Raw genomic sequence first — 24,216 nt, forward strand, 5'->3', positions numbered from 1 at the left:
GTTGTAGTGGACGCACGATGAAGTCTCTGTTGGGCGATTCTCCGATGAGCGAATCCGACGTGTCGCGGTCGGCGAACTTCTTTGCCGTCGGCACGTTGGCCGTCGGACTCCTACTGTGGGTGTGCGGCGCATTCACCTTCTTCTCCGACCACGACGTTTACCCCTGGTATGTGAAGTTGCTGTTGCTCGCGGCCGCGTTCGGGATCCAACTCACGGCTCGTGCTCGCCCGGCTCTCGCGTTCGGGGCGATCTGTGCGCTGCTGGCTATCGACGCCGTGTGGGGACCGTCTCTGCCGTTGTGGATCGCCATGTCGGACATCGTGTTCCTGTGTGCGGTGAGGGGCCCGCGGACGATGCGGCACTTCGTGGTCGCAGTGTGCGCGGTGTTCACTCTGGGGCTCGCGGTGGTCGGAGCGGTCGCGGGCGGTGTGCAGATCGGCGTCCTCGCGGGCCTGATCGGTATCGCCTTTCTCATCTCGCCGATCACGTACGCGCAGGCGGTGACTGCGGCCAGGCGAGCATCCGAGGCCGAGAAGACAGCCGCGGTCTCACGCGCGCACGCCGAGCGGACCGAGGCCCTGGCAGATGAGAGGCGCAGCCTCTCGCGCGAGCTGCACGATACGGTCGCTGGGCACGTCTCAGCAATCGCGATCCTGTCCGAGGCGGCCCGCGACGCGGACGACCCGGCGCAGATCGTGGACTCGATACGCGGGAACAGTCTCGCCGCGCTCCGGGAGTTGCGGACGATGATCGATGTCCTCGCCGCCGACGGCGACGAGAAGACCACCGCCCGATGGACCTCGCTCGAGCCGCTGATCGCAGCCGCCGACGCCGTCGGATCGACGGTCACGGCGATCGGCGCCGCGGACGGACTGCCGCGCACGGTGGAAGCGGTCTTCACGCGGATCGCCGGGGAAGCGCTTGCGAACGCGACGAAGCACGCGCCCGGACACGAGGTGAGCGTCGTCGTCGAGACGTTCGGTGAGACGGCGCGGTTGACCGTCCGAAACCAGATGTCCTCGCAGCCTTCAGTGGCCGGCCGGGGCGTCGCGAACATGCGGGTGCGGGCCGAGAGCATCGGCGGTCGTGCCGATGTGGGGCCCGACGGGAGGGAGTGGGTCGTGATCGCGGAGGTGCCGCATGGCTGACGAACGACGAGTACGTGTGGTCCTCGCCGACGACCATTCAGCGGTCCGCGAGGGACTCCGCATGGTGTTGGAGGCGTCGGGCCGGATCACGGTGATCGGTGAGGCGTCCGACGGTGAGGCCGCGGTGGGCGCCGCGACCCGGTTGCGGCCGGACGTCGTGCTGATGGACGTGCGCATGCCTGCGATGGACGGTATCGCGGCGACGGAGGCCATCCGGGCGGCGACCGACGTCCGCGTCTTGGTGCTGACGACGTTCGGACTCGACGATTACGTGCTCGGGGCCCTCGCCGCGGGCGCGTCCGGCTTCCTGCTGAAGACGGCGTCGGGCGCCGAGCTCGTGGACGGGACGGTGCGGGTCGCGGCAGGCGACGCCGTCCTCGACGCCGAGGTGACCCGCGTGGTCGTCAACGCGATGCGGGGACGACCCGCTGCGGTCACCGCAGATCTGTCCGAGCTCACCGATCGTGAGCGCGAGGTCCTCGCCGGTGTGGGCGGCGGACTGTCCAATGCCCAGATCGCGCGTCGCCTCGGGATAGGGGAGTCGACGGTCAAGACGCACGTCTCACGTGTCCTGATGAAACTGGATGCGCCGTCGCGAGTCCAGGCCGCCGTCGTCGCGGTTCAGGCGGGCCTGGTTTGAGGCGGGGCAGTCGAGGCTGACTCCACGTCCGGCGGCCCGGCCACGGTGAGAGTCGAATAGAAGGCGAGCATCGACGTCGCGGCTGCGCAGTTCACGCCGATGTCGCGGACGCGAAGGTGTGAGCCGACGGCCAGGACGAAGTAGAACGTCAAACCGGCCGCGGTCAGTCGCGCGAGCCCCGGATATCGGGGTGCGGCGGCCAGACCGAGAGCCGACACGGTCTTGACCACCGGGAAGATCCAGCGGTGCTCGGCCGGGTACTCAACCGAGTCGAGACAGCGCGCGATGTAGGGGATGGGGCCGATGCAGGCGGCGGCGTCGGCGATTTGGCCTGCGGCGGCTGCCTGGTAGACGCGGGGGTCGCGGGCCAATGTCGTCAGAGCGCTCATACGTCGACAGTAGGACCGGGGGTGACCGTGTTCAAGGGGTGAGACGCCAGAGTCAGTCGATCGCCGCGCCGAACGGCAGGAACCGCACGGTCCGTTGCGGGTCGACGTTGTCCTTGTTGGCGCGGAGCGCATCGAGTTCATTCGCGAACACACGGTCGACGCGGACGGTGCCGTCGTCGACGACGACCGCCCACACACCGTCGATCGCGACGTCCACGGGAGCCACAGGTTCTTCGCGGGCGGGACCCCTGTCCCGAATCGGCTTGTCCCGCAACTGGCTCTCGACGAACTGCCCGACCACGCGGCGCAGTCCGTCACTCGCCTCACGCGTGAACCAGTCCATGTCGTCGGGACCGGATCGTCCGCGTCCACCGGGGCCGGAGCTGTTATCTGGGCCGGTCATGATCATCGCCTTTCGTCGGTGGCTCCATGGTGACCGAATCCACCATTCCTCGCCATCGACCCAGCGCCTGATGCTGGGTATCGTCATCCTCGTGGTCGCTTCTGCGGCCCCGGACGAGCCCGCCGTACCCGGTCAGCGACAAGACGGTGGAGACGGGAATCGTCATGGCATGGATCGTTCTAGTGATCTCGGGTCTCTTCGAAGCGGTGTGGGCGACGGCCCTCGGCAGGTCCGAAGGCCTGCACCGCCTCTCGCCGACCATCGTGTTCTTCGTCGCGCTCGTCGTCAGTATGGGTGGCCTCGCCTACGCGATGCGCGATCTGCCGACAGGCACCGCCTATGCGGTGTGGGTCGGCATCGGAGCCACCGCGACGGTCGTATACGCGATGGCGACGGGGGCGGAGGCCGCGAGCGTCCTCAAGATCGTGTGCATCCTCATGATCGTCGGCGGGGTGATCGGCTTGAAGTTGGTCTCCTGACCGCAGACGAAAGGGCCGTAACCACGATGTGGTTCCGGCCCTTCACTCGGGTTCGTTCAGCGACCCGTCAGCTTGTCTTTGAGGGAGTTGATGCCGTCCTTGGCCTTGTCGGCTGCCTCGGTGACCTTCTCGCGGGCGCCCGCGAGGCCCTGGTCGGCCTGACCCTCCTGCTTGAGGTCGTCGTTGTCGGTCGCCGCGCCTGCAGCCTCTTTGGCGCGACCCTTGAGGTCGTCGGCCTTGTTCTGAGCGTCGTCTGCGATTCCCATGTAAGTACCCCTCCGTCGAATCGAATACGACCGGATCGTGCGAATCGGATCCGGGCCGTCCGTATGGGCGGCATGCTCCACGGTACCGGTATTCGCAGGACACGGCAGGGCTAGGTTCACGTCGGGCCGATGTGCAGGGCCGACATGACACTAGAAGTCGCCGTTGGCCTGTCGTAGTGTGCGTATCGCGTCGACCAGTGCGCGCGACTGATCGGCCGGGAGTCCGAGATCGGCGAACACGACGTTCAACGCGATGGTCGCTTTCTCCACGACCTCGTTGCCGGACCCGGTGATCGCGACCAGAGTGGTCCGGCCGTCGGTCGGATGGGGGCGGCGTCGCACGAGGCCTGCCTCGACGAGTCGCGCTACGGCGCTGGTGGCCGACGATACGTGGACCTGGAGAAGGTCGCTGGTCTTCGAGATCGGCAACGCGCCGGAACTGCTGAACGCGAGGAGGCGGAGCAATTCGAAACGTGCGAAGGTCAAGCCGAACGGTTTGAGCTCGTTCTCCACGCGCGCGAGCATTATCTGGTGGGCGCGCATCACCGAGGTGACCGCCTCCATGCCGTCCGCGACGGCACCGCCCCACCCGGCGTCCTCCCAATTGGTGCGGGCCCGCGCGATCGGATCGTTCTCGTCACGCACGGGCCAACTCCTTCACAAGATCTGCTCGTAGATCGACGTTCTGGGGCCGTCGATCTACTTCAAGGTGTCGATTATGGCACTGAAGTCGAGGTGTCCGTGCTCTGTGGCGAACGCGGAGTACAGCTCGGCGGCGTGAGTGCCGAGCGGCGCGGACGAACCGGCCGTCGACACCGCGTCCATCGCGAGGCCGAGGTCCTTGTTCATCAACGCAGTGGCGAACCCCGGCTTGAAGTCGTTCTCCGACGGTGCGGTCGGAACGGGGCCCGGGACCGGACAGTTGGTGTGCAACGCCCAGCAGTTGCCGGTCGCGCCGGTCACCACGTCGTACAGTGCCTGATCGGTCAGGCCGAGCTTGTCCGCCAGTACGAATGCCTCGCCAACGGCGATCTGCTGGACGGCCAGAATCATGTTGTTGCACAGCTTCGCTGCCTGGCCGTTGCCGGTGCCGCCGCACGGCACGATCTTTCCGGCCATCGGGTCGAGGACGGGGTGCGCGGCGGCGACCGACGCGTCGTCGCCGCCGACCATGAAGGCCAGCGTGCCCGCCGTCGCGCCCTTCACTCCGCCGGACACCGGAGCGTCCACCTGCAGCATCCCCGCCGCGACGGCCTGCGCGTTCACCTCGCGCGCGTCGTCGACCGAGATGGTCGACGAGTCGATGAACAGCGAGCCCTTCGTCGCGCGCTCGAGGACCGAGGCGTAGACCGACTTCACGATTGCGCCGCTCGGCAGCATCGTGATCACTGCGTCCGCGCCGACGACGGCCTCCTCGGCGGAGTCGACGGCGCTCACGCCGTGGGTGGCGGCAGCGGACACGGCGTCGGCCGACAGGTCGAAGCCGACCACCTCGTGGCCGGCGGAGATCAGGTTGGCGGCCATGGGTCCGCCCATATTGCCGAGTCCGACGAATGCGATCCTCATCGCGATTTCCTTTCGTTGCTGACACGGGCGGCTTCGGCACGGCCGATCACCATCCGCATGATCTCGTTGGTTCCTTCCAGAATGCGGTTCACGCGCAGATCGCGGACGATCTTCTCCACCCCGGTCTCGTGGAGGTACCCGTACCCGCCGTGCAGTTGCAGAGCCTGATCGGCGACGGTGTAGCACGTTTCGGTGACGAACCGCTTTGCCATCGCGCACAGCTGCACCTTGTCGGAGTCGCCCGCGTCGAGTGCTTGTGCTGCGCGCCAGAGCATCAGGCGCGACGCCTCGAGGTTCATCGCCATGTCGGCGATGGTCGCTTGGATCGTCGGCTCGGTGATCAGCGGTGCGCCGAATGCCTCGCGGTCCGCCGTATAGGCGAGAGCCATGTCGTAGGCCGCCTGTGCGCCGCCCAGCGAGCAGGCGGCGATGTTCAGGCGGCCGCCGTTGAGTCCGTTCATGGCGATCGAGAAGCCGATGCCCTCCCCGTCGGGGCCGCCGAGCATCGCATCAGCGGGTACACGGACGTCGTCGAAGATCACCTGTGCGGTCGGCTGGTTGTGCCAGCCCATCTTCGCTTCGGCGGGCCCGAACGACAGTCCGGATGTTCCCTTCTCGACGATGAACGTCGAGATTCCGCGGGCGCCGGCGTCACCGGTCCGAGCCATCACGATGTAGACGTCGCTGACGCCGCCGCCCGAGATGAATTGCTTGCTGCCGCGCAGGACGAACTCGTCGCCGTCGCGTCGTGCCGCGGTCGAGAGGGCAGCCGCGTCCGACCCGGCGCCCGGCTCAGTGAGGCAATAGCTGGCAACTGCCTCCATCGACGCCATGCGCGGCACCCAGGTGCTGCGCTGGTCGTCGGTGCCGTACGTATCGACCATCCACGTGCACATGTTGTGGATCGACAGGAACGCCGCGGTCACCGGATCGGCTTTGGCGAGCTCCTCGAAGATGCGGACGCCGTCGAGGCGGCGCAGACCGGAACCGCCCACGTCGTCGCTGGTGTAAATGGCAGCCATTCCGAGCGAGGCGGCCTCGGTCATCTCCTCGACGGGGAAGTACTGGGTTCGGTCCCATTCGAGGGAATGAGGAGCCAACCGTTTGCGGGCGAAGTCGCGTGCGGTCTCGACGACGAGCAGGTCGTCGTCGTTCAGAACGGGATAGGGCATACCGCAAGAATAAACTTGGAAGTCCAACTAAATCAATAGCTTGGACGTCCAAGTTTAGATACGAGGGTGTCAGCGGCCTGTCCATCTCGGTGGCCGCTTCTGTACGAAGGCCATGATTCCCTCCGCCGTGTCCTGGCTGACCAGGATCTCGTCGAGCACCGTGAGGCTGTCGCGCACCGCGGTCACCGTATCGGCCGTCGCGTCGGTCGAGGCCATCGTCGAGATCGACGCACGGACCGCGGCGGGTGATGCGGCCAGGATCTCCCGGGCGACTCCGCGCGCGGCTTCCATCACCTCGCCGGGAGCGGACACTCGCGAGACGAGTCCGTGCGAGCGCGCCTCGTTCGCATCCAGGCGCCGACCGGTCAGGATCATGTCCCGGGCCAGGGCGGGCGGCAGCATCCGTGGGAGCCGGACAAGTCCGCCCGCCGCCGCGACGAGCCCGACCTTGACCTCGGGAAGCCCGAAAGTCGCCGACTCATCGGCCACGATCACGTGGCACGCCAAGGCGATCTCCAGGCCGCCGCCCAGCGCGAAACCGTTGACCGCTGCGATCACCGGCTTCGGCAAACGACGGCGCGCGGTGAGTCCGGCGAAGCCGTTCTCCGGCATCGACAGTCCGCCGCCGCCTGCGCTGGCGGCGAGGTCGTTTCCCGACGAGAACGCCTTCTCGCCTGCACCGGTCAGGATCGCCACCCACAGGTCGGGATCGGCGAAGTAGGCGTCGAACACGGCGTCGAGTTCGGCGTTGGTCTGCGGACTGATCGCATTGCGCGATTCGGGACGGTTGATCGTGACCTCGAGCACGTGACCGTCTCGCTCAACGATCAGGTGCTCGTACTCGTCGGCGAAGCCAGGGTTCGGACGCGGATGCCTTCGGTCGAGTGCGGCACGAGTCGTCGCGACCACGTTCCGGTCGGCCGACGAGCGTGCGTACACGGTACGCCCGACGGGATCCTCGTTCCCGCAGAGTAGATCGAGGAGGTCGCTGCCCTCTGCGGTGGCAATGAACCGCGTGCCGTCGTACAGACGCCCGATCACGCTGCCGGCTCGATCGTCGCGGTCGGGGTTGAGCACGGTAAACGATTCGATGACAGCGCGGCCGTCGGCGTACCGCGTCAGCGGAACCAGGGGCGCGGCGTCGAGTTCGTGTTGCACGGCGTCGGACGTCGACGCCCGCCACGGAGTCGGGGTCGTCGAGTAGACGCCGACCGAGTACTTGCTGAGGATCCCGCCGTTCGCGCCGACCAGGCCGAACGATCCCGGCGATCGCCGGGCGCTCCCGACGATCTCGGCGATGCCGTGCATCGAATAGTTGTTGCCCGGTCCGCCGAAGTAGGGGAGCCCTCCGGTCGCGGTCAATCCGCGCGGGTCGTCCGGTTCGAGGCCGAAGGCGTCGGCCACATTCGACACGGCGATCGGGAAACAGCTGTACAGGTCGAGTACTGCGACATCGCCCATGCCGATCCCGGCCATCTCGAGCGCGGTGTGGACGGCGGCGACCGCCGAGGGCGCCCGCGACAGGTCGGGCCGTCGCATCATCGGTGGCTCGCGCAGATCGGCGTGTCCGTGGACGAAGACCCACCGTGACGGGTCGATGCCTGCGCGTTGAGCCGCCCCTACGGACATCATCACGACGGCTGCGGCCTGGTTCACCTGGTCGCGGGAGATCAGACGCCGCGTGTAGGGAACGCAGACGCGGCGGTTGTCCTCGCTCGGCACGGCGAGGTCGGCCGACGAGTACGCGCGAGAGGTCGACGAATGCGGATTCTTCGACGCGATCTGTGACATGGGAGCGAATAGCGCGCCCATCTGGGCCGCGTACTCGGCGCGCGATCGGCCGAGGCGGTGGCGACGCGCGTTCTCGAGAAGCGAGTACTGCGTGATCGGGGCCATGACACCGTGCCGGACCTCGTCGGCCGAGGTGAGTCCCGCGATACCGAACCCACGGTCCTCCAGTTGACCGCCGATCTCTTCGGAGTAGTCCGGCCGGTCATCGGACTTCAACGCGGCGCGGACGGTCGACATCACTTCGGCGCCGAAGAGTACGACAGCGTCGGTGCGCCCGCTCGCGATCTCGGTGCCGAACTCGGTCACCAGGTGCTGCGGGCTCTGACCGCCGGTCACCTCTTCGACGGCTCGGCGCGGCGCCATGCCGGTCCGCTGGGCGACGGCGCGAGGCATGTTGTCGGGGCGGCCGAGCGGCGACGACGACGCCGGGCTCGACTTCTCGAATGATCTGACCGCGACCGCCACGTCGATCACCGTGGCGAGCGTCGCCGGATCGACGCCGGTGTCGGCGAAGGCCGCACGGACGGAGCTCGCCGCGAGGTCGGCCTCGCCGAGCCTGTGATAGTCGGGGTCGTCGAGACGTTCGGACGCCTGTCCGACGCCTACGATGATCGGTGTGGCCGGATCGATGTCACCGGCGGCGACGATGTTGTCATCCATGAATGGCATTATTCATCCACCGCTGCATCGAGCGTCACGCCGGTCGGCCCGACAGGGCGGAGCCGGTCGAGATCGACGACCTCGAAGGAGGGGTATGCGCGCGCTGGCCTACGCTGACGCGGCTATGTACTGGGCGTCTCGGATCGCAGGCAACGACCAGTTCGTGCTCTTCGCATTCGACGCACCGACGTCGTCGCGGCGGACGGCGCCGGATCTGGTCGGTGAGGTACGACGTCGCGCGGCGGCGCTGGCCGACCTGCACCTGGTCGTCGAGTCGGTCCCGGGCGACCTCGATTATCCACGCTGGGTACCCGCGCCGGTCCGCGACGATGCGGTCGTCGTCCGCGCCGGACCGTACGAATGGAGCGGCGTGCTGGCCGAGGTCGCCGGTATGTCCCGACTGCACGACCACGGATCCCTGTGGCGTGTTCACGTCTTCGATCGAGTAGCCGGGGTACACGGTGCCGGCGGTGGGGCCCGGGTCGCCGTCTTTCAGGTCTCCCACGCGCTCGGGGACGGCAGACGGGTGTCGTCGATCGCCCGCGCGCTGTTCGGCGGCGCGCCGCCCGAACCAGCGCGCGACGGGCCGGTCGCCGCCGCCGACGACCGGATCGCGGCGTTGCGCGGCGGGGCGATGATCGGTCCGCATCTGGCTCGCGCGACGGCGCGCGGACTCATAGCGTGGTCGAGGGCCGAAACGGAACCCGCCCCGGTCTCGGTTAGCCCGACGCGAGCCAACGCTACGCCCGGCCCCATCCGAGAGCTCAGAACTCTCACCGTGCCCGCAGCGACGGTGAAGGTCGGCGGGCGATCGGTGACCGCGGGCGTTCTCGCCATCCTCGCCGAGGTGCTTCCGGACTACCTCGCAGCCCGTCCGGGCGATGCGTGCGCCGAGCTGACTCTTGCCTTCGACGATGATCCTTCTGCGGAGGTGCTGCCGCGCAATCGTTTTCAAACGGCGGGGATCGGGCTCCACGCGGATGTCGCCGACCGGGCCCGGCGAGCCGGTCTGATCGCCGACGATCTCTCGGCCGCGCGCCGTCGGGCCCATTCTCCCGGTCGGCTCGCTGCGAGGCGAGCAGCGGCGTCGGCACCTGCGGCGCTCGCGTCGGCCGCCGTTCGTCTCGGCGCCGACGCTCCACCGCCCGCGACCGTCTCCGGATGGACCGTCGTGTCGTCGGTGAATCGGGGTGCGGCCGACCTGTCGCTGGCAGGAGGACGCGTGTTGTTGACGGCTGGATTCCCAGCGCTCTCCCGGATGCACTCGTTGACGCACGGCGTCCACGGGATAGGCGACGCCGTCACGATCTCGGTATGCGCAGGCGGACCGATCGCGTCCGATGTCGACGACTACTTGTCAGTGCTTGTGAACGCCCTGAACTCTGCTCAGAAGTGAACTCTGCTCAGAAGTACTGAGCGCCGCCGTCGACGGACAGGTGTTCGGCGGTGATGAACGACGCGTCGTCGGATGCCAGAAAGGCGACGGCGTCGGCGATCTGATCGGTGGACGCGGCGTACTCGTTGAGGAACGGTGTGCCCATCGGGGCGAGACGTTGGTTGGTTTCATTCGTCTCGGCGATACGCGACTGCATCTGACCTGAGCCCATCGGGGAGTCCACAGCGCCGGGGTGCACGCTGTTGACCCGGATGTTGTGAGCACCGAGTTCCGCGGCGAATGCTCGGGTCATCCCGGTGATCGCATGCTTGCTCGTCGTGTAGTGCACCATGAAGGGCTGCATCTTCTTGCCTGCGTACGAGCTGATGAGAATGATCGATCCGCGGCCTGTGGCGATGAGATGCGGAGCCGCCGCCATCACCGTATTCCACGTTCCGGTCACGTTGATGTCGAGAGTGTCCTGGAAGACCTTCGGCGTCGCCTCGGCCCAGGCGGCCGGGATGCAGATGCCTGCGTTGGCGACCACCACGTCCAGGCGTCCCCATCGCTCGACGGTATCGTTCGCCAGCTCGGTCAATGCGTCGAGGTCCCGCACGTCGCCTTGACGCAGCATCGACTCCCGGCCCTGTGACTCGACCAATCGGGCAGTCGTTTCCAGATCCTCGGGAGTTGCGTGCTCGTACGGTATTCCGTCGATCGGACCGGCGATGTCCAAGCCCGCGATGTGGGCGCCCTCGCGCGCCAGCCGTACGGCGTGGGCCCGTCCCTGTCCCCGCGCCACCCCGGTCACCAAAGCCACTCGGCCGGAAAGCCTACTCATGTCGACTGCCTCTCGATCGTGTCTGTGCGCCAGGAGATTCTCCTGGCACTTCGGTGGTATCAGACACGCGATCCCGCGCGGTGCAGTTCGGCAATCCGTGCAGCTCAGCCCAGCGGGGGGAGCGGCTGGTCGTACGATCCGCGGCCGCCGCCGTTGCCGCGTGTGAGGCGCTTGGGGAGGCGTTCGGCGAGTCCGCCGATAGGGGCGACCGACGCGTTGAGGAGTTCGACGATGTCGTTGAGGCGATCGACGGTCTCCTGCATCGCCGCGAGATTCGGCGGCAGCGATGCGAGCGTCTCCGACAACTCGGTGAACTTGTCGAGCGGGCCGTTCTCCTCGATGAGTCGATCGAGTGCGCCGCCCTCGCCGAGCAGTTGGTCCAGTAGCCCGTCGTCGCTGGCCGCGCGGTCGAGCAGACCGTCCTGTTTGGCGAGCTTCTCCAGGACCCCGTCCGGCGCGGTCAGTTTGTCGACGATGCCGCCCTCGGAGGTCAGTCGCTCAAGGATGCCTTCGTTCTCGGTGAACTGGTCGACGACGCCGCCCTCGCGGGTCAGGCGGTCGAGGGGGCCGTCTTTCGCGGCGAGGCGCATCAGGATGCCGTGCTCGTCGGTCATCAGATCCAGGAATCCGCCGTCGGCGGTGAGCCGCTCGAGGACGCCTTCGTTCTCGGTGAACTGGTCGACGACGCCACCGTCACGTGTCAGGCGGTCGATGGGGCCGTCCTTGGCGGCCAGGCGCATCAATATGCCCTTCTCGTCCGTCATCTGGTCGAGGATGCCGCCGTTCTCCGTCAGCTTCTCGAGTAGGCCGTTCGGTGCGGTGAGGCGGTCGATCACGCCGCCTGGTTGGACCAGTCGGTCCAGTGGGCCACCGTTTGCCAGGAGACGGCCGAACGGCCGATCCGGGCCCAGGAGGTCGGCGACTTGACTCAGGATCGCCAGCGGTGCCCGGACCGACGTCGTGTTCGCTTCCGAGCTGACTCCGAGGACCTCGTTCACTTCGGTCTCGATGCTTCCCGCTGTCAATCGTGCGACGTTGACGACCGATTCGACGGTGCCGAGCAATACTCCGGTCGTCGCAAAGCCGACGCGGAACGGCAGGCTGACGAGCCCGCGCGCGTCGATGGGGGACTTGCTCATGCGCGAAAGTGTACCCGGCGGTTGCAGAAACTTATCACTTCTTCGCAGCAGCTTTCGCTGCCTTCTTGAACTCGCGGACCTTGATCAGCGAATCGCCGTCCACGACGTCTGCGACCGAACGAAAGCCCTTCTTCCCGTAGTCGCCGGTCACCGTCGTCCACCCCGCCGGTTTCACGTCGAGCTGTTTGGCGAGGAGCGCGGTGAAGATCTTCGATTTCTGCTCGCCGAAACCGGGCAGCGCGCGGATGCGGTCGAACAATTCCCGACCAGTCTTCGCGGTAGTCCAGATCGACTCGGCGTCGCCTTCGTACTCGTCGACGACGATGCGTGCCAGCTCTTGGATTCGGCCGGCCATCGACCGTCCGTACCGGTGAATCGCCGGGGGAGTGGCGCACAGGTCGGCGAACGACTCCGGGTCGGCGGCGGCGATGGCCGCCGGGTCGAGCGAGCCGAAACGCTCGGCGATCTTCGCCGGACCGGCGAACGCCCGCTCCATCGGGAACTGCTGGTCCAACAACATCCCGCTTAGCAGAGCGAACGCATCGGTAGACAGAAGCTCGTCGGCGGCCGGGTCCTGAGCAATCTGAAGATTCGCCATGAGCCCATCGTAAGGGGTGGCAGACTGTCGCCATGCGCGAACTGGGGCTCACGAGGCGTACACAGATGTCGAAGATCAGGGCAGGCGCCGGGCTGCTTGCAGCGTCGGCTCTGGCGACCGTCGGACTCGGCGTCGCTGCGCCGAATGCGGCGGCGGCTCCGTGGGTGGGCGAACACTATGTGAAGACCGTCCGATGCTCGATCGCCGATCCATGGCCGGGGCCCCGGATCCCGGTCGCCGTTGATGTCTACTCCGGGATCAAGTATCCGTCCGATGGCCTCCCCGGGCCGGCGATCTCACTACGCGCCAACGATATTCGCTCGAGTGGGCAGTGGGGAAACGTCACCGAGTACACGATCTCCACGACCGTGAAGTGGAAGAACCTCCATACCGGTCGCAGTGGGCGCGTCACCGTCCCGACTCGTACCACCCACTACCAGTGGGAGACCGTGGTGCACCCGGGCATCGGCCCGGTCCGCCTCACGATCAAGCAGAAGGCCGGTGCGATGGCCTGGAACCCGATGGTCAACCCGCAGTACCGGACGTGCACGACCACAGCACCGAGTTTCGCAGGCTGAGTGGCACAACCTCATTGAGCGGGCTGAGCCGCCGGGCAGGGGCTAGAAGAGCTTCTTGAGGAAATCGGTGAGCGCGGACTTCTCCTGGCGGTCGGCGTCGCGCGCATCGCCCGTCAGATAGGTCTTGGCCGCCACCTTGTTGCTCGCAAGCTGCGCGGTGGTCAGGTACTGGAGGTTGGTCCCGACGTCCGTATGGTCGTCGACAAGCTTCTGGCTCAACATGATCGGGCGGCTGAAACCGCTGGAGGGCAGCGCGAGCTGCTTGCGGAGATCGGCGACGAGCGACCGCTTCGACGAGATCGGGGCGCGCACCAGGTCGGCAACGTTCGACGATCCGATGGCCTTCGTCAGAGCGGGGCCGCACGTGTCGTTCGCCTTAGCGACCAGTTCGCGTCCGCGCGTGGAAAGCAGCGTCGCCACGTCGTCGGACGGCAGTGACGCGAGGGTGTAGACCACATCGGTGACCGTCGCCTGCGTGACCTTCGCCGATTGCGGGCTCAGCCCGGTCACGACATCGGCGTAGCCGACGGGCAGAGTGGTCGCGGTCGCGCCACGGAAGTCGAGCTTCGCCGGCTCGGACGACGACGCCGATCGGGCGAGGTCGACCGCGACTGCCGCGCCCTGCTCGTCGCCGACTGCGGCCCATTTCGGGGACAGTGCCGGCTCGACGTCTAGCCCGGCCCGCACCGCGTCTACCACGCCTTGTGCAGCGGCCGAGTAGTCGACGTACTGCGGTGATCCGGTGGTGCCGACCATCGAGTAGTCGGGGACGATCACCGCGTAGTCGTTGCGTAGCAGTTCGGAAACCGTGTCGGTGTCGCGCGCGACCTTCGACTTGGTGGGTCCGCACTTGCCGGAAATTCCATCGGCGTCGTGTGTGTAGGCGACGACCGGCCAGCCGCCTGCCGGCTTCTTGCCCTTCGGAGTGAGGACGACGGCAGTCGTCAGGTGCGTTCGGCCATCGCTGCCCTGCGTCCAGAAGCTGTACTGCTGGCCGCTGCCGGCGGCGGCTGCAAGGTCGTTGTCGGCGACGGACCTGTTCGCGAACACGGAGCCGGGCGTCTGGCCGCCGCGGGGAGCCTCCTGTGCGGACGGAGTGGGATCGGCGAACGCCTGAGTGACACACGCGCTGCCGACGAGTCCGGCCGCGACGACGACGGTGCCCACCGCCTTGGCCGGGCGCGAAGTGAGCACGTGGAGCCTCGACGGTGTGTGATCCGGTGCGGGCAGGATGCGACGGGGCTGCGCGGGCATGGTGATCCTCGAGTCTTCAGATGTGAGAGTGGTTGTGCGGCAGCGTCAGTTGTTGACGGCGCCGAGAGCGGGAAGGAAGTAGCAGGTGCGCGGACCGGTCGTGGTGGTGCCGAACACCGCGGACAGGACTGTGCCCTCGCCGGTGGATGCGCGCGCGAGTCGGATCCCGTGGAAGCCGTCGCGGGTGGCGAGTGCCTTGAGTAGCGGGCCAACGGTCTTGTCCTGCTCGAGCGGTTTGAGTGTTTCCATTCCGCCCTGCATCGTCGAGGTGTTGAACCATGCCACCTGGAGATTGTCCGAGTCGGGCTTTGCCGGCGGGACCAGGGCGTAGGCGATCTCACCGTTGTCGACGGCCTTCAGCGACTTGGATCGGGCCGGATCGGTGAGCTTCAGCAGGCTGTCGGCTCCGCTGCCTTTGAGCAGCTTCGCGATCGCGGAGCTCTCGCCGGCCGGCCACGGACCGGGCACCGCGACGGCGGGTGCGGTGACGATGCCGAGCGGGTTGTCGTCGGTGGGGGCGGCGCAGAAGGGCGCGATCGCGGGGGAGAGCATCTTGGCGCCGGTCAGCTTCTCCAGGGTCCCGATTACGTCGCCTGCGGCTGGCGTCGTCGCCGACCCTGCGACGGGGTTCGGTGCTGCCGGGTCGGTGGTGCCCGGATTGGTGGTGCCCGGATTGCTGGTGCTGGGTTCGCCGGTAGGCGCCGCGCTCTCGGGTGAGCTGCTACCCGGAGCGGCCGGGGTCTGCGAGTTCTGATCCGTCGTCGGAGGTGACGTCGGGAGGATCGAGTCGAGTGCATCGGGGTTGATGCCGAGGCTGGTCAGCATTCCGGACGGGTCGACCTGTCCTTCGGAGCCGAGGATGGACGAGAGTGCGCCGATTGCTTCTTCGGCGCCGCCGGACTGCTTGAGGGCGCGCAATAGTTCGGTGAGTTCGGCGTCTCCGGGGATGCCCTCGAGGGTCGGGGCTTCGCCGTCGGGCGCGGGCGTGCTCGGGGTGGTCGACGAGCCGGGTGCAGTCGAGGAGTCCGGTGCAGTCGAGGATTCGGGTGTCGTCGACGTGCCGGGTGTCGTCGGCGTGGTCTCCGGCTCGGCCGACGCGTAGCCGTGCGCGCCGAAGGTCACGGCCAATGCTGCTGCGGCGCTGACGATTCCGACGCGGACCGAACTCCTGACGACTGCCATTGGCTTCCTCCCACTACTGACGATTCGGCACACCAGCACGCCGCCGGGCATGTTACTGATGTGACAGATGGTATCGAAGTTAATAGTGGTGCGAATGGGGTGAAAATTCAAGGAGTGAGTCCGACTTGTGACATCGCCGCGACATGACAGTGCCCTCCGGGAAGAACCCGGAGGGCACTGAGTTGTCGTCAGTCGTCCTCTGTCAGATGATCGCGGTGCCGATCGTCGGCGCGATCATGCACGAGACGGTGCGACCCTTCGTCTTGGTGGTCACCTCGCCGTAGACGGTCGAGACGATACGGCCACGCCCGGTCTTCGCGATACCGGTGAAAGTGCCTGGACCCTTGGCCGCGTTGATCTTGGCGTTCGGCTTGAGTCGGGTCTGTCCGGTGCGCCCGTTCTCCAGGTTCAGCCAGGAAACGTAGAGGCGGCGGTTGGAGGTCTTCGCCGGACCGGTGCCCAGGCTCGTGTAGACGAAGCCGGCCTGGCCGCGCTTGGGGCCCGGTGCCGGGGCGTCCTGGGGGCCCGCGGTGGCCAGCGCCATGCCGACCGAGTTTCCGCCGCCAGGCATGCACCCGAAGCCGAGAGTCGGGTACAGGAACTGCTGAATCCGCGGCTTGTTCGGGCCGTTGGGGATATTCGGAGCGTCGTCGTCCTTGGCGGCATCACGCTTGGCCACCGGGATCGCCCCGGCGGCGACGGCCTCCTGTTTGCCCGGTTCGCCGAGGAAGTCGATGAGGCTGCGCCATGTGTCAGCGGCCTGGACGGGGACTGCCGGGTTGTCAGCGAGCGATCGCGCCTGCTTGAGGAGGGCGGTGTCGACCTTGCCGTTCTCTCCGCGCGTCGCGACCGAGCCGATCAGGGCGGGGGCGAACGTGCCGAGCGACTTGAGGATCTCGGGATCGACGTCGGGCGTCTTCTCCGGGAGCGGGATCGTCTGCTCGGATTGCGGAGCGGGACTCGACTTCGTGCTGCTGGGCTTTGATGGGGTGCTGGGCTCGGCGTGGGCCGTGGCCGGAGCGACGAGAGCGCCGGTCACCGCGAGGGCGGCGACGAGGGTGGCGGTGCGGCTGGTGCGCGCGAATCGCACGGCGTATCCAATCGGTAGACGGCTCAGGTGGTGACGCGAGTGTAACGCGAACACTGTGAAGCTACTGAGGCTGGTGTGAATATTGTTACCTGTGTGAAACATGATTCGACGTAGATGTCGGCGGGCGCGGCGGCTTCGGCGATATCCATCGTCTGCTGGTTAGATTCGTCAGGAACACGTGTGTCGTTACGCGGCAGCACCGAAATATCAGTCCACAGGAGGCACGGAGTGCAGTACCGCGCAGGGAGAGTCAGAGCGCAGACGGTGCGCCGGACGTTGGCTTTCGGCATCGTCGCCGTCGTCGCATCGACCTCGTTCGCCTGCGCCTCGGCCGACAGCGCGAACGAAGTGAACCTGCTGACGCACGACTCGTTCGAGTTGCCGCAGCGACTGGTCGACACGTTCCAGGACAAGACCGGACTCAAGCTCAACATCGTGCGGTCCGGCGACGCGGGGCAACTGTCGTCCGTCGTCTCCTTGACCCCCGGCTCTCCCAAGGGCGACGCGGTCTTCGGCATCGACAACACTTTCGCAGCACGGCCGATCGACGCGGGCGCGCTCGAGCCCTACACGTCGCCGTTGGCGAAAGGTGGAGCCGCCGAATACGCGATCGATTCTCATGCCGATCAGTTGACCGCGGTCGACCGCGGAGACGTGTGCGTCAACGTCGACGATGCCTGGTTCGACAGCAACAACGTCGCGGCGCCCACCAGCATCGACGATCTGACGAAACCCGAGTACCGCGATCTCACCGTGCTGATGGACCCGGCGACGTCCTCGCCCGGGATGAGCTTTTTGCTCTCCACCATCGGGCGGTACGGGAAGAAGGCCCCGGACTACTGGCGCGCGTTGAGCGGAAACGGCGCGCAGATCGTCTCGGGCTGGGAGATCGCCTACAACCAGAGCTTCAGCGCAGGAGAGGGGCACGGTGACAAGCCGATCGTCGTCTCGTATGCGTCGAGTCCGGCCGCGACGCCGGGTACCCACGCGATCCTCGACAGCTGTTTCGCGCAGATCGAGTACGTTGGCGTGCTGAAGGGGGCGCGCAATGTGGCGGGCGCGAAGAAGGCTGTCGACTTCCTTCTGAGTCCGGAAGTCCAGGCGGCGTTGCCGACCTCGATGTACGTGTACCCGGTCCAGAAGGACGTTCGCCTGCCCGCTGACTGGCGTCAACGAGCGCCCACACCGGCGTGGACGGTGCGCATGACGCCCGACTACATCAACAAGAACCGTGAGGAGTGGCTCACGCAGTGGCGTCAGACGGTGAAGCCCTGACTTTCCGCCCGCGAGGCGTGTCAGGTCTGGCACGCAGGCTAGGTCTTCTCGTCCCCCTGATCTTCACTGCGGTCGTCTTCGCCTGGCCGCTCGGTGTGCTGGTGATGCGTGCTCTCGACGACAGCGATTCGACGACTCTCACCCAGTCGTGGTCGCGGACCGGTGCATTCGGCCTGCTCGGAGTCACCGCGTTACAGGCCGCCGTGTCAGCGGTGGCCGCGCTCGTCGTTGCTGCGCCGATCGTCTGGCTGCTGTCGCGGGTCACCCTTCCCGGAACGGCGCTGCTACGGGTGATCGTCACCCTGCCGTTCGTGCTGCCGACCGTGGTCGTCGGTGTCGCGTTCCGCGCGCTGTTCGACGGACCACTGGAGTTCCTCGGCGTCGGCCAGGGCTGGACGTCGGTCATCGCCGCGCACACCTTTCTCAACGTCGCCGTCGTCGTGCGCGTGGTCTGCGCCGCCTGGCAGCGGGTGGATCCGCGTCAAGTGGCGGCGGCTCGCTCGCTCGGCGCGTCCCCGTTCCGGGCGTTCGTCGACGTCGTCGCACCGCGACTGCTGCCTGCGGCAGCGGCGGCCTTCGGGCTGACCTTCCTGTTCTGCTCCACCAGCTACGGCGTCGTGGTGATCCTGGGCGGGGGAAACGCACGGACCCTGGAGACGGAGATCTACCTGCAGGGAATCGGATATGCGCGACTGCCCGATGCGGTCGCGTTGTCGGTCCTGCAGATCGTCATGGTGTTGGCAGCGCTGGCGGTGGCGCGGGGGCTCGGGTCAGGCCGGGTGCCCCACAGCGGGGTGATGTCGCATGCGCAGCGGCCGCGCGGCGGAACCGTCGTCGCGGCAGGTGCTGTGCTCGTGTGGATCGGTGTCTGGTTGGTGCTGCCGATTGTGACCCTCGTGGTCCGGTCGCTGCGCCCCGGCGGGCGCTGGGGTACGGCCGGGTACGCCGCGATGTTCGACGACACATACGGAGAGTCCGCCGTCGCATCACTTCGTTACTCGGTGACCAGCGCGTTGCTGGCAATGGCGATCGCGGTCGCCATCGGGTTGCTCACCGCTGCCGCGCTGACCAGAGGCGGCGGTTTCCTCGTCCGAACCGGAGCCGTGCTGTCGGTTCTGCCGTTGGGGGTCAGTGCGGTGACCCTCGGATTCGGATACACGCTGGCGTTGGCCGATCTTCCGTATGAGGTGGCCGCGTCACCGCTGATCGTGCCGTGCGTGCAGGCACTGATCGCGATACCGGTGGTGGTCGGGGTCATGGTCCCTGCGCTCGAACAGGTCTCGCCTCGTCTGCGGGATGCGGCGGCGACGCTTGGCGCACGCGACCTGCGCGTGTTCTGCACGATCGATCTGCGGCTCACCGCACGGTCGTTGAGCGCAGCCGCCGCGTTCGCGTTCGTGATGGCGATCGGTGAGTTCGGCGCGACGACGTTCCTCGCCCGAGCGGACACGATGACGTTGCCGGTGCTCATCGGCTCGTTGATGGGAAGACCCGGCGCGGACAACTATGCGGCCGCGATGGCCGCGTCCGTTCTGCTCATCGCGGTGAGTGCGGTGGTCGTCGCCGCCGTAGAAGTCGCAGCGAGCGCGAGAACGAATAAAAGGAGGCGGACGGTTGTTGACGCTGCATGACGTGTCGATCCGATACGGTTCCCGCGAAGTGGTGCACGAGGTCGACTGGGAGGTCGGCGGCGACTCGCCGGTGACGGCATTACTGGGTCCGTCCGGATGTGGGAAGTCGACCCTCCTGCGTGCGATCGCAGGCCTCGAACCGGTCGCGTCGGGCACCGTCGTATACGACGGCCAGGACCTCACCCGGATCCCAGTGCACCGCAGAGACTTCGGCGTCGTATTCCAGGACGGTCAACTCTTCCCGGGCCGGACCGTCGGGCAGAACATCGCTTACGGGCTGGCTCGGCGCGGTGTCGATCGAGCGCAGTCGCAAGCCCGCGTCGCCGAACTTCTTGAACTCGTCCGACTCCCCGGCGCGCAGAACTGGCGGGTCACCGAGCTGTCGGGCGGGCAGGCTCAGCGCGTGGCGTTGGCGCGTGCACTCGCGCCGAGTCCTCGGCTGCTGCTGCTCGACGAACCGCTCGCGGCACTGGACCGCCGACTTCGCGACGATCTCGCCGTCGCTATCGCCGACATCGTGCGGGCTGCGGGTACCCCGACCGTCGTGGTGACGCACGACCACACCGAAGCTGCGCTCATGGCGGACGTGGTCAGTGTGATGCGTGCCGGATCGATCGTCGACACCGCTGCGCCTCAACGGCTCTGGCGTCGTCCGGCCGACGAATGGGTGGCGAGGTTCCTCGGAGCCACCGACATCGTCGACGGCGACGTCCGCTCCCGGGTGCTCACCACAGGCATCGGGGTGGTGCCTCTCGACGCCGATTTCGATGTCCCCGACGGACCGTGCCGGGTGGCGCTGCGTCCGGACTCGCTGCGGGCCGAGCCGGACGCGACCGGCTCGGCCGTCGTCACCCGTTCGGTCCCGATGATCGGCACGTGGCGGATACAGGTGGACGTCGGCGGCCAGACGGTCGACGCGGTCTCCGACGTCGCCGTCGCCGTGGCCGAGAGAGTGTCACTGACTCCGATGATCGAACGGATCGGTGTGGTGCGCGGATGAGCGTTGTCGTCGTCGCCGGTGCGATCTACTCCGAGGAGGGTCGTCTGCTGTTGGCGCAACGCTCGCGTCCACCTGAACTCGCGGGCCTGTGGGAGCTGCCCGGCGGAAAGGTCGAACCGGGCGAAACGCTCGATGGGGCGCTCGTCCGGGAGTTGTGTGAGGAATTAAACGTCCACGTCCGTGTAGCGGAGCGACTCGTCGCGGCTGTGCGCCCCGAACCGGGGCTGGAACTGATCGCGATCCGGGCACAGATCGTCGCGGGAACGCCGAGGGCGGCCGAGCACCTCGACCTCCGATGGGTGGACGCCGACGGGCTCCTCGCGCTCGATTCACTCGGATCGATCGTCCCAAACGACCGGGAATGGATTCCCGAACTACTCGATGACCTGCGCGGACGTGAATAAGGTTGCCGGTCAGGCCGCCCGCGCCTTCTTGAGTGCCTTGTTCGCCTGCTTCTTCGACATCGAGTCACAGTCGAGCTTGCCCATGCGGTGGATGACGACCGGACACCGTAGGCAGCGTGTCGATTTTCGGCAGCACTTCTTCTTCGGCTTCATGCGCGCGACTCGAGCGGGATCATTCTTCCCCATGGCCGGAGTTTAGCTCAGCCTAACCGTATGGTTCCACCGCTGAAATCGCGCCAGAGGCGACCCTGCCGCTATCCTTACTAGGTTAAAAGTCCGGGCCCGATGAAAGAGACCTTAGTGAGCGCAGTCCCCAACTTCCGCAACGTCGCGATCGTGGCGCACGTCGACCACGGCAAGACCACCTTGGTCGACGCGATGCTGCGTCAGTCCGGTGTGTTCGGCGAGCGCGCCGAACTCGTCGACCGCGTCATGGACTCCGGCGACCTCGAGCGCGAGAAGGGCATCACCATTCTCGCGAAGAACACCGCAGTGCATCGCCGTCAGCCAGACGGCTCCGAGTACGTCATCAATGTCATCGATACGCCGGGTCACGCCGATTTCGGCGGTGAAGTCGAGCGTGCGCTGTCGATGGTCGACGGTGTCGTACTCCTCGTGGACGCTTCCGAAGGGCCGCTTCCGCAGACGCGGTTCGTGCTCCGCAAGGCTCTCGCCGCGTCGCTGCCGGTGATCCTGGTGGTCAACAAGACCGACCGGCCCGACGCCCGCATCGGCGACATCGTCACCGAGTCGCAGGACCTTCTCCTCGACCTCGCGTCCGATCTCGACGACGAGGAGGCCTCCGAGGCCGCCGAACTCGCGCTTGAGCTACCGGTGCTGTTCGCCTCCGGCCGCGCAGGCGTCGCCAGCACCGAGCAGCCCGCCAACGGTGAAGTGCCCGCAGGCGAGAACCTCGACCCGTTGTTCGACGTGCTGATCAACAGCGTCCCGGCGCCGAAGGGCACCACCGAGGCTCCGCTGCAGGCACACGTCACCAACCTCGACGCGTCGCCGTTCCTCGGCCGACTCGGTCTGGTCCGCATCCACAACGGAACGCTCCGCAAGGGCCAGCAGGTGTCGTGGTGCCGCGAGGTCGACGGTGAGCCGGTCATCGAGAAGGCGAAGATCACCGAACTCCTGGTGACGCTCGGCGTCGACCGTGCGCCTGCCGAGGTGGCTGTCGCCGGTGACATCGTCGCCGTCGCAGGCATGTCGGAGATCATGATCGGCGACACGCTCGCCGACGCGGAGAACCCGGTCTCCCTGCCGCGCATCAGCGTCGACCAGCCCGCCATCTCAGCGATCGTCGGCACCAACACCGCGCCGCTCGCCGGTCGCGTGAAGGGGCACAAGCTGACCGCGCGCATGGTCAAGGACCGCCTCGACAGCGAGCTCATCGGCAATGTCTCCTTGCGTGTGCAGGACATCGGACGACCGGACGCCTGGGAGGTCCAGGCTCGTGGCGAGCTCGCGCTGGCGATCCTCGTCGAGCAGATGCGCCGTGAGGGCTTCGAGCTGACCGTCGGCAAGCCGCAGGTCGTCACCCGTCAGGTCAATGGCAAGGTCCACGAGCCGTTCGAGCACCTGACGATCGACGTGCCCGAGGAGTACCTGGGCGCCGTCACCCAGCTGCTGGCCGCGCGTAAGGGCCGCATGGATCAGATGAACAACCACGGCAGCGGCTGGGTCCGCATGGAGTTCGAGGTGCCCTCGCGTGGACTCATCGGGTTCCGCACCGACTTCATGACCGAGACGCGCGGCACCGGCATCGCCAACGCGGTGTTCGCCGACTACGGGCCGTGGGCGGGGGAGATCCGTGCCCGTCACACCGGCTCGCTGGTCTCCGACCGCGCGGGCAGCGTCACCCCGTTCGCGATGATCCAGCTCGCCGATCGAGGAACGTTCTTCGTCGACCCGGGTGACGACACCTACGAGGGACACGTCGTCGGGATCAACCCGCGCGCGGAGGACCTCGACATCAACGTCACGCGCGAAAAGAAGCTGACCAATATGCGCCAGTCGTCGGCCGACGTCATGGAGACCCTCGCCAAGCCGATGGTTCTCGACCTCGAGGGTGCGATGGAGTTCTGTGCGGCTGACGAGTGCGTCGAGGTGACGCCCGAGGTGGTGCGCGTGCGTAAGCTGCATCTGGATGCATCGACTCGCGCGCGTGAGCGTTCGCGCGCGAAGTCACGCGACCAGAACTCGTAAATCGGAAGGTGCGTGGATGACCGGCACGGCAGGTTCGGTGCTGCGTTCAGCAGGTTCGCGTTCTGGGGGTCGTGGGAAGCGTCGCCGCGTCGCCGCGCTGATCCTGGTCGGCGTCGTCGGATTCGGTTCGACTGCGTGCATGGCCGATCCGCCGCCGCCGGTCAGGGAGACGCTGCCGACGACGACGCCGAACGAGTACCCGGACGAACGCACCGTGTACGTCGCGACCGACTCGATCGGGTCGGGGTTCAATCCGCACATCGGATCGGACCTCGGCTCGGTGACGACGGCGGTCGCCTCGCTCACCCTCCCGAGCGCGTTCCGGCCGATTCAGACGCCCGACGGCGTCCAGTGGCAGCGGAACGACGCCCTGCTCGCATCGGCGGAGGTCACCTCGACCGATCCGTTCGAGGTGACTTACACGATCGTCGACGACGCGCAGTGGTCGGACGGCCTCCCGGTGACTGGCGACGACTTCGCCTACCTGTGGCAGCAGATGTCACGGCAGCCGAACGTCGTCGGCGCGGCGGGCTATCGCGCCATCAAGAAGGTCGAGACCGGGAGTGGCGGCAAAGTCGTCACCGCGACCTTCGCTCAGCCGTACACGGCGTGGCGAGAACTGTTCACCTCGCTGCTGCCGAGCCACAGCCTCAAATCCGAGCCGACCGGATTCCAAACGGGCATGGACAAGGGCAAACCGGTGACCGCCGGACCGTTCGCCGTCTATTCGATCGACCGTTCGCGTGACGAGGTCCGCCTGATCCGCAACGACCGCTACTGGCGGAAGCCGCCCGAGATCGACCAGGTGGTACTGCGTCGCGCGGGTACCGCGCCGCAGATGGCACAGACCATCCGCAACGGGGACTCCACGATGGTGTCGCTGACAGCGGGGCCGGCGTCGGCCGCCGAGGTCGGTGCGATCCCCGGAGTGGCGACGATCCGCCGTCCGATGACTCGCGGACTGACGGTCAACACCAATACGCGGTCGCAGACGATGGCGTCACTTCCCGTGCGCCGCGCGATCCTCGGGATGCTCGACGGGGATCTCATTCGGGCGGCGGCGGCCGGTGACACCGTGGTGACGCCGTTCGCCAACACCGTTTATGCGCCGTCCAACTACGGAT

The 24,216-nt window shown here is 67.2% G+C and carries 25 protein-coding genes and 1 riboswitch; of the genes, 11 read left to right on the plus strand and 14 right to left on the minus strand.

The features are described 5' to 3' along the window. Nucleotides 1-44: 44 nt before the first annotated feature. Together ACTIMF_RS11675 and ACTIMF_RS11680 are read left to right on the plus strand one after the other, a co-directional pair. The gene (locus ACTIMF_RS11675; protein ID WP_442350455.1) at nt 45-1,148 is read left to right on the plus strand and encodes a sensor histidine kinase; all 1,104 of its coding nucleotides are present in this window, start codon (nt 45-47) and stop codon (nt 1,146-1,148) included. Then, nucleotides 1,141-1,788 (plus strand): response regulator, encoded by a 648-nt coding sequence (locus ACTIMF_RS11680; RefSeq protein ID WP_442350456.1) that lies wholly within the window; start codon nt 1,141-1,143, stop codon nt 1,786-1,788. Before ACTIMF_RS11675 ends, ACTIMF_RS11680 begins: the two co-directional genes overlap by 8 nt. Here the strand turns inward: ACTIMF_RS11680 and ACTIMF_RS11685 are convergent. Together ACTIMF_RS11685 and ACTIMF_RS11690 are read right to left on the minus strand one after the other, a co-directional pair. Then, entirely contained in the window at nt 1,770-2,177 is a 408-nt protein-coding gene (locus tag ACTIMF_RS11685) for a DoxX family protein (protein ID WP_442350457.1), read from the minus strand. The genes ACTIMF_RS11680 and ACTIMF_RS11685 overlap by 19 nt on opposite strands. 52 nt (nt 2,178-2,229) lie before the next feature. Beyond that, nucleotides 2,230-2,580: a hypothetical protein gene (locus tag ACTIMF_RS11690; protein ID WP_442350458.1), complete on the minus strand. Its 351-nt coding sequence runs from the start codon at nt 2,578-2,580 to the stop codon at nt 2,230-2,232. An 89-nt stretch (nt 2,581-2,669) separates the two neighbouring features. Next, nucleotides 2,670-2,733: riboswitch (guanidine-III (ykkC-III) riboswitch) on the plus strand. An 11-nt stretch (nt 2,734-2,744) separates the two neighbouring features. Here ACTIMF_RS11690 and ACTIMF_RS11695 point away from each other — a divergent pair. Next, the gene (locus ACTIMF_RS11695) at nt 2,745-3,059 is read left to right on the plus strand and encodes a DMT family transporter (RefSeq protein WP_442350459.1); all 315 of its coding nucleotides are present in this window, start codon (nt 2,745-2,747) and stop codon (nt 3,057-3,059) included. Nucleotides 3,060-3,115: 56 nt separating this feature from the next. On the opposite strand, the gene ACTIMF_RS11700 is transcribed toward ACTIMF_RS11695, so the two are convergent. The 5 genes from ACTIMF_RS11700 to ACTIMF_RS11720 all read right to left on the minus strand — a co-directional run bounded on the left by ACTIMF_RS11700 (nt 3,116) and on the right by ACTIMF_RS11720 (nt 8,514). Beyond that, entirely contained in the window at nt 3,116-3,325 is a 210-nt protein-coding gene (locus ACTIMF_RS11700) for a CsbD family protein (RefSeq protein WP_442350460.1), read from the minus strand. A gap of 150 nt (nt 3,326-3,475) precedes the next feature. Continuing rightward, on the minus strand, nt 3,476-3,970 hold the full coding sequence (locus ACTIMF_RS11705; protein WP_442350461.1) for a MarR family winged helix-turn-helix transcriptional regulator: 495 nt from the start codon (nt 3,968-3,970) through the stop codon (nt 3,476-3,478). Nucleotides 3,971-4,024: 54 nt separating this feature from the next. Next, nucleotides 4,025-4,891, minus strand: coding sequence for a 3-hydroxyisobutyrate dehydrogenase (mmsB, locus tag ACTIMF_RS11710; protein WP_442350462.1), 867 nt, complete (start codon nt 4,889-4,891; stop codon nt 4,025-4,027). Beyond that, entirely contained in the window at nt 4,888-6,063 is a 1,176-nt protein-coding gene (locus ACTIMF_RS11715; protein WP_442350463.1) for an acyl-CoA dehydrogenase family protein, read from the minus strand. The genes mmsB and ACTIMF_RS11715 overlap by 4 nt, the downstream gene beginning before the upstream one ends. Before the next feature lie 69 nt (nt 6,064-6,132). Continuing rightward, nucleotides 6,133-8,514 (minus strand): acetyl-CoA acetyltransferase, encoded by a 2,382-nt coding sequence (locus ACTIMF_RS11720; RefSeq protein WP_442350464.1) that lies wholly within the window; start codon nt 8,512-8,514, stop codon nt 6,133-6,135. A 94-nt stretch (nt 8,515-8,608) separates the two neighbouring features. Between ACTIMF_RS11720 and ACTIMF_RS11725 the strand changes: the two genes are divergently transcribed. Next, nucleotides 8,609-9,910 (plus strand): hypothetical protein, encoded by a 1,302-nt coding sequence (locus tag ACTIMF_RS11725; RefSeq protein WP_442350465.1) that lies wholly within the window; start codon nt 8,609-8,611, stop codon nt 9,908-9,910. A 7-nt stretch (nt 9,911-9,917) separates the two neighbouring features. Here the strand turns inward: ACTIMF_RS11725 and ACTIMF_RS11730 are convergent, their stop codons facing one another. The 3 genes from ACTIMF_RS11730 to ACTIMF_RS11740 form a co-directional block, all read right to left on the minus strand. Next, the gene (locus tag ACTIMF_RS11730) at nt 9,918-10,730 is read right to left on the minus strand and encodes a mycofactocin-coupled SDR family oxidoreductase (protein WP_442350466.1); all 813 of its coding nucleotides are present in this window, start codon (nt 10,728-10,730) and stop codon (nt 9,918-9,920) included. Nucleotides 10,731-10,834: 104 nt separating this feature from the next. Further along, complete coding sequence (locus tag ACTIMF_RS11735) at nt 10,835-11,869, minus strand: hypothetical protein (RefSeq protein WP_442350467.1); 1,035 nt, start codon at nt 11,867-11,869, stop codon at nt 10,835-10,837. Nucleotides 11,870-11,903: 34 nt separating this feature from the next. Continuing rightward, nucleotides 11,904-12,467 carry an HhH-GPD-type base excision DNA repair protein gene (locus ACTIMF_RS11740; RefSeq protein ID WP_442350468.1) on the minus strand — a complete coding sequence of 188 codons (564 nt, stop codon included), beginning with the start codon at nt 12,465-12,467 and terminating at the stop codon, nt 11,904-11,906. A gap of 65 nt (nt 12,468-12,532) precedes the next feature. On the opposite strand from ACTIMF_RS11740, the gene ACTIMF_RS11745 reads away from it, so the two are divergent. Next, on the plus strand, nt 12,533-13,045 hold the full coding sequence (locus ACTIMF_RS11745) for a hypothetical protein (RefSeq protein ID WP_442350469.1): 513 nt from the start codon (nt 12,533-12,535) through the stop codon (nt 13,043-13,045). 42 nt (nt 13,046-13,087) lie between these two features. On the opposite strand, the gene ACTIMF_RS11750 is transcribed toward ACTIMF_RS11745, so the two are convergent. From ACTIMF_RS11750 to ACTIMF_RS11760, 3 genes are all read right to left on the minus strand, one after another. Further along, on the minus strand, nt 13,088-14,299 hold the full coding sequence (locus ACTIMF_RS11750; RefSeq protein WP_442350470.1) for an alpha/beta hydrolase: 1,212 nt from the start codon (nt 14,297-14,299) through the stop codon (nt 13,088-13,090). A 45-nt stretch (nt 14,300-14,344) separates the two neighbouring features. Then, a complete protein-coding gene (locus ACTIMF_RS11755; RefSeq protein WP_442350471.1) occupies nt 14,345-15,481 on the minus strand; it encodes a hypothetical protein in 1,137 nt (378 codons plus the stop codon). A 202-nt stretch (nt 15,482-15,683) separates the two neighbouring features. Continuing rightward, entirely contained in the window at nt 15,684-16,571 is an 888-nt protein-coding gene (locus ACTIMF_RS11760) for an Rv1157c family protein (RefSeq protein WP_442350472.1), read from the minus strand. Nucleotides 16,572-16,799: 228 nt separating this feature from the next. Between ACTIMF_RS11760 and ACTIMF_RS11765 the strand changes: the two genes are divergently transcribed. The 4 genes from ACTIMF_RS11765 to ACTIMF_RS11780 are packed head-to-tail and all read left to right on the plus strand — an operon-like array spanning nt 16,800 to nt 20,881. Next, the gene (locus ACTIMF_RS11765; RefSeq protein WP_442350473.1) at nt 16,800-17,846 is read left to right on the plus strand and encodes a thiamine ABC transporter substrate-binding protein; all 1,047 of its coding nucleotides are present in this window, start codon (nt 16,800-16,802) and stop codon (nt 17,844-17,846) included. Nucleotides 17,847-17,863: 17 nt separating this feature from the next. Then, entirely contained in the window at nt 17,864-19,477 is a 1,614-nt protein-coding gene (locus ACTIMF_RS11770; RefSeq protein ID WP_442350474.1) for an ABC transporter permease, read from the plus strand. Continuing rightward, nucleotides 19,461-20,477, plus strand: a complete 1,017-nt coding sequence (locus tag ACTIMF_RS11775; RefSeq protein WP_442350475.1) for an ABC transporter ATP-binding protein — start codon at nt 19,461-19,463, stop codon at nt 20,475-20,477. The genes ACTIMF_RS11770 and ACTIMF_RS11775 overlap by 17 nt, the downstream gene beginning before the upstream one ends. Then, nucleotides 20,474-20,881 carry a (deoxy)nucleoside triphosphate pyrophosphohydrolase gene (locus ACTIMF_RS11780; protein WP_442350476.1) on the plus strand — a complete coding sequence of 136 codons (408 nt, stop codon included), beginning with the start codon at nt 20,474-20,476 and terminating at the stop codon, nt 20,879-20,881. Before ACTIMF_RS11775 ends, ACTIMF_RS11780 begins: the two co-directional genes overlap by 4 nt. A 9-nt stretch (nt 20,882-20,890) precedes the next feature. Here ACTIMF_RS11780 and ACTIMF_RS11785 read toward each other — a convergent pair whose 3' ends face one another. Then, nucleotides 20,891-21,067, minus strand: coding sequence for a hypothetical protein (locus ACTIMF_RS11785; protein ID WP_442350477.1), 177 nt, complete (start codon nt 21,065-21,067; stop codon nt 20,891-20,893). Between the two features lie 114 nt (nt 21,068-21,181). Here ACTIMF_RS11785 and typA point away from each other — a divergent pair, with 114 nt between their 5' ends. Beyond that, the gene (gene typA, locus ACTIMF_RS11790) at nt 21,182-23,092 is read left to right on the plus strand and encodes a translational GTPase TypA (RefSeq protein WP_442350483.1); all 1,911 of its coding nucleotides are present in this window, start codon (nt 21,182-21,184) and stop codon (nt 23,090-23,092) included. 139 nt (nt 23,093-23,231) lie between these two features. After that, a partial coding sequence (locus ACTIMF_RS11795; RefSeq protein WP_442350484.1) for an ABC transporter substrate-binding protein occupies nt 23,232-24,216 on the plus strand: 985 nt, incomplete at its 3' end.

It is taken from the genome of Gordonia sp. (in: high G+C Gram-positive bacteria), from assembly GCF_052106715.1.
In the GTDB taxonomy this organism is placed as follows: Bacteria; Actinomycetota; Actinomycetes; order Mycobacteriales; family Mycobacteriaceae; genus Gordonia.

Coding starts and splice junctions, on each gene's coding strand:
- ACTIMF_RS11680 (WP_442350456.1), top strand. CDS start 1,141: ATGGCTGACGAACGACGAGTACGTGTGGTCCTCGCCGACGACCATTCA.
- ACTIMF_RS11755 (WP_442350471.1), bottom strand. CDS start 15,481: ATGGCAGTCGTCAGGAGTTCGGTCCGCGTCGGAATCGTCAGCGCCGCA.
- ACTIMF_RS11750 (WP_442350470.1), bottom strand. CDS start 14,299: ATGCCCGCGCAGCCCCGTCGCATCCTGCCCGCACCGGATCACACACCG.
- ACTIMF_RS11785 (WP_442350477.1), bottom strand. CDS start 21,067: ATGGGGAAGAATGATCCCGCTCGAGTCGCGCGCATGAAGCCGAAGAAG.
- mmsB (WP_442350462.1), bottom strand. CDS start 4,891: ATGAGGATCGCATTCGTCGGACTCGGCAATATGGGCGGACCCATGGCC.
- ACTIMF_RS11745 (WP_442350469.1), top strand. CDS start 12,533: ATGTCGAAGATCAGGGCAGGCGCCGGGCTGCTTGCAGCGTCGGCTCTG.
- ACTIMF_RS11675 (WP_442350455.1), top strand. CDS start 45: ATGAGCGAATCCGACGTGTCGCGGTCGGCGAACTTCTTTGCCGTCGGC.
- ACTIMF_RS11685 (WP_442350457.1), bottom strand. CDS start 2,177: ATGAGCGCTCTGACGACATTGGCCCGCGACCCCCGCGTCTACCAGGCA.
- ACTIMF_RS11700 (WP_442350460.1), bottom strand. CDS start 3,325: ATGGGAATCGCAGACGACGCTCAGAACAAGGCCGACGACCTCAAGGGT.
- ACTIMF_RS11695 (WP_442350459.1), top strand. CDS start 2,745: ATGGCATGGATCGTTCTAGTGATCTCGGGTCTCTTCGAAGCGGTGTGG.
- ACTIMF_RS11780 (WP_442350476.1), top strand. CDS start 20,474: ATGAGCGTTGTCGTCGTCGCCGGTGCGATCTACTCCGAGGAGGGTCGT.
- ACTIMF_RS11720 (WP_442350464.1), bottom strand. CDS start 8,514: ATGGATGACAACATCGTCGCCGCCGGTGACATCGATCCGGCCACACCG.
- ACTIMF_RS11740 (WP_442350468.1), bottom strand. CDS start 12,467: ATGGCGAATCTTCAGATTGCTCAGGACCCGGCCGCCGACGAGCTTCTG.
- ACTIMF_RS11690 (WP_442350458.1), bottom strand. CDS start 2,580: ATGACCGGCCCAGATAACAGCTCCGGCCCCGGTGGACGCGGACGATCC.
- ACTIMF_RS11730 (WP_442350466.1), bottom strand. CDS start 10,730: ATGAGTAGGCTTTCCGGCCGAGTGGCTTTGGTGACCGGGGTGGCGCGG.
- ACTIMF_RS11735 (WP_442350467.1), bottom strand. CDS start 11,869: ATGAGCAAGTCCCCCATCGACGCGCGCGGGCTCGTCAGCCTGCCGTTC.
- ACTIMF_RS11715 (WP_442350463.1), bottom strand. CDS start 6,063: ATGCCCTATCCCGTTCTGAACGACGACGACCTGCTCGTCGTCGAGACC.
- ACTIMF_RS11725 (WP_442350465.1), top strand. CDS start 8,609: ATGCGCGCGCTGGCCTACGCTGACGCGGCTATGTACTGGGCGTCTCGG.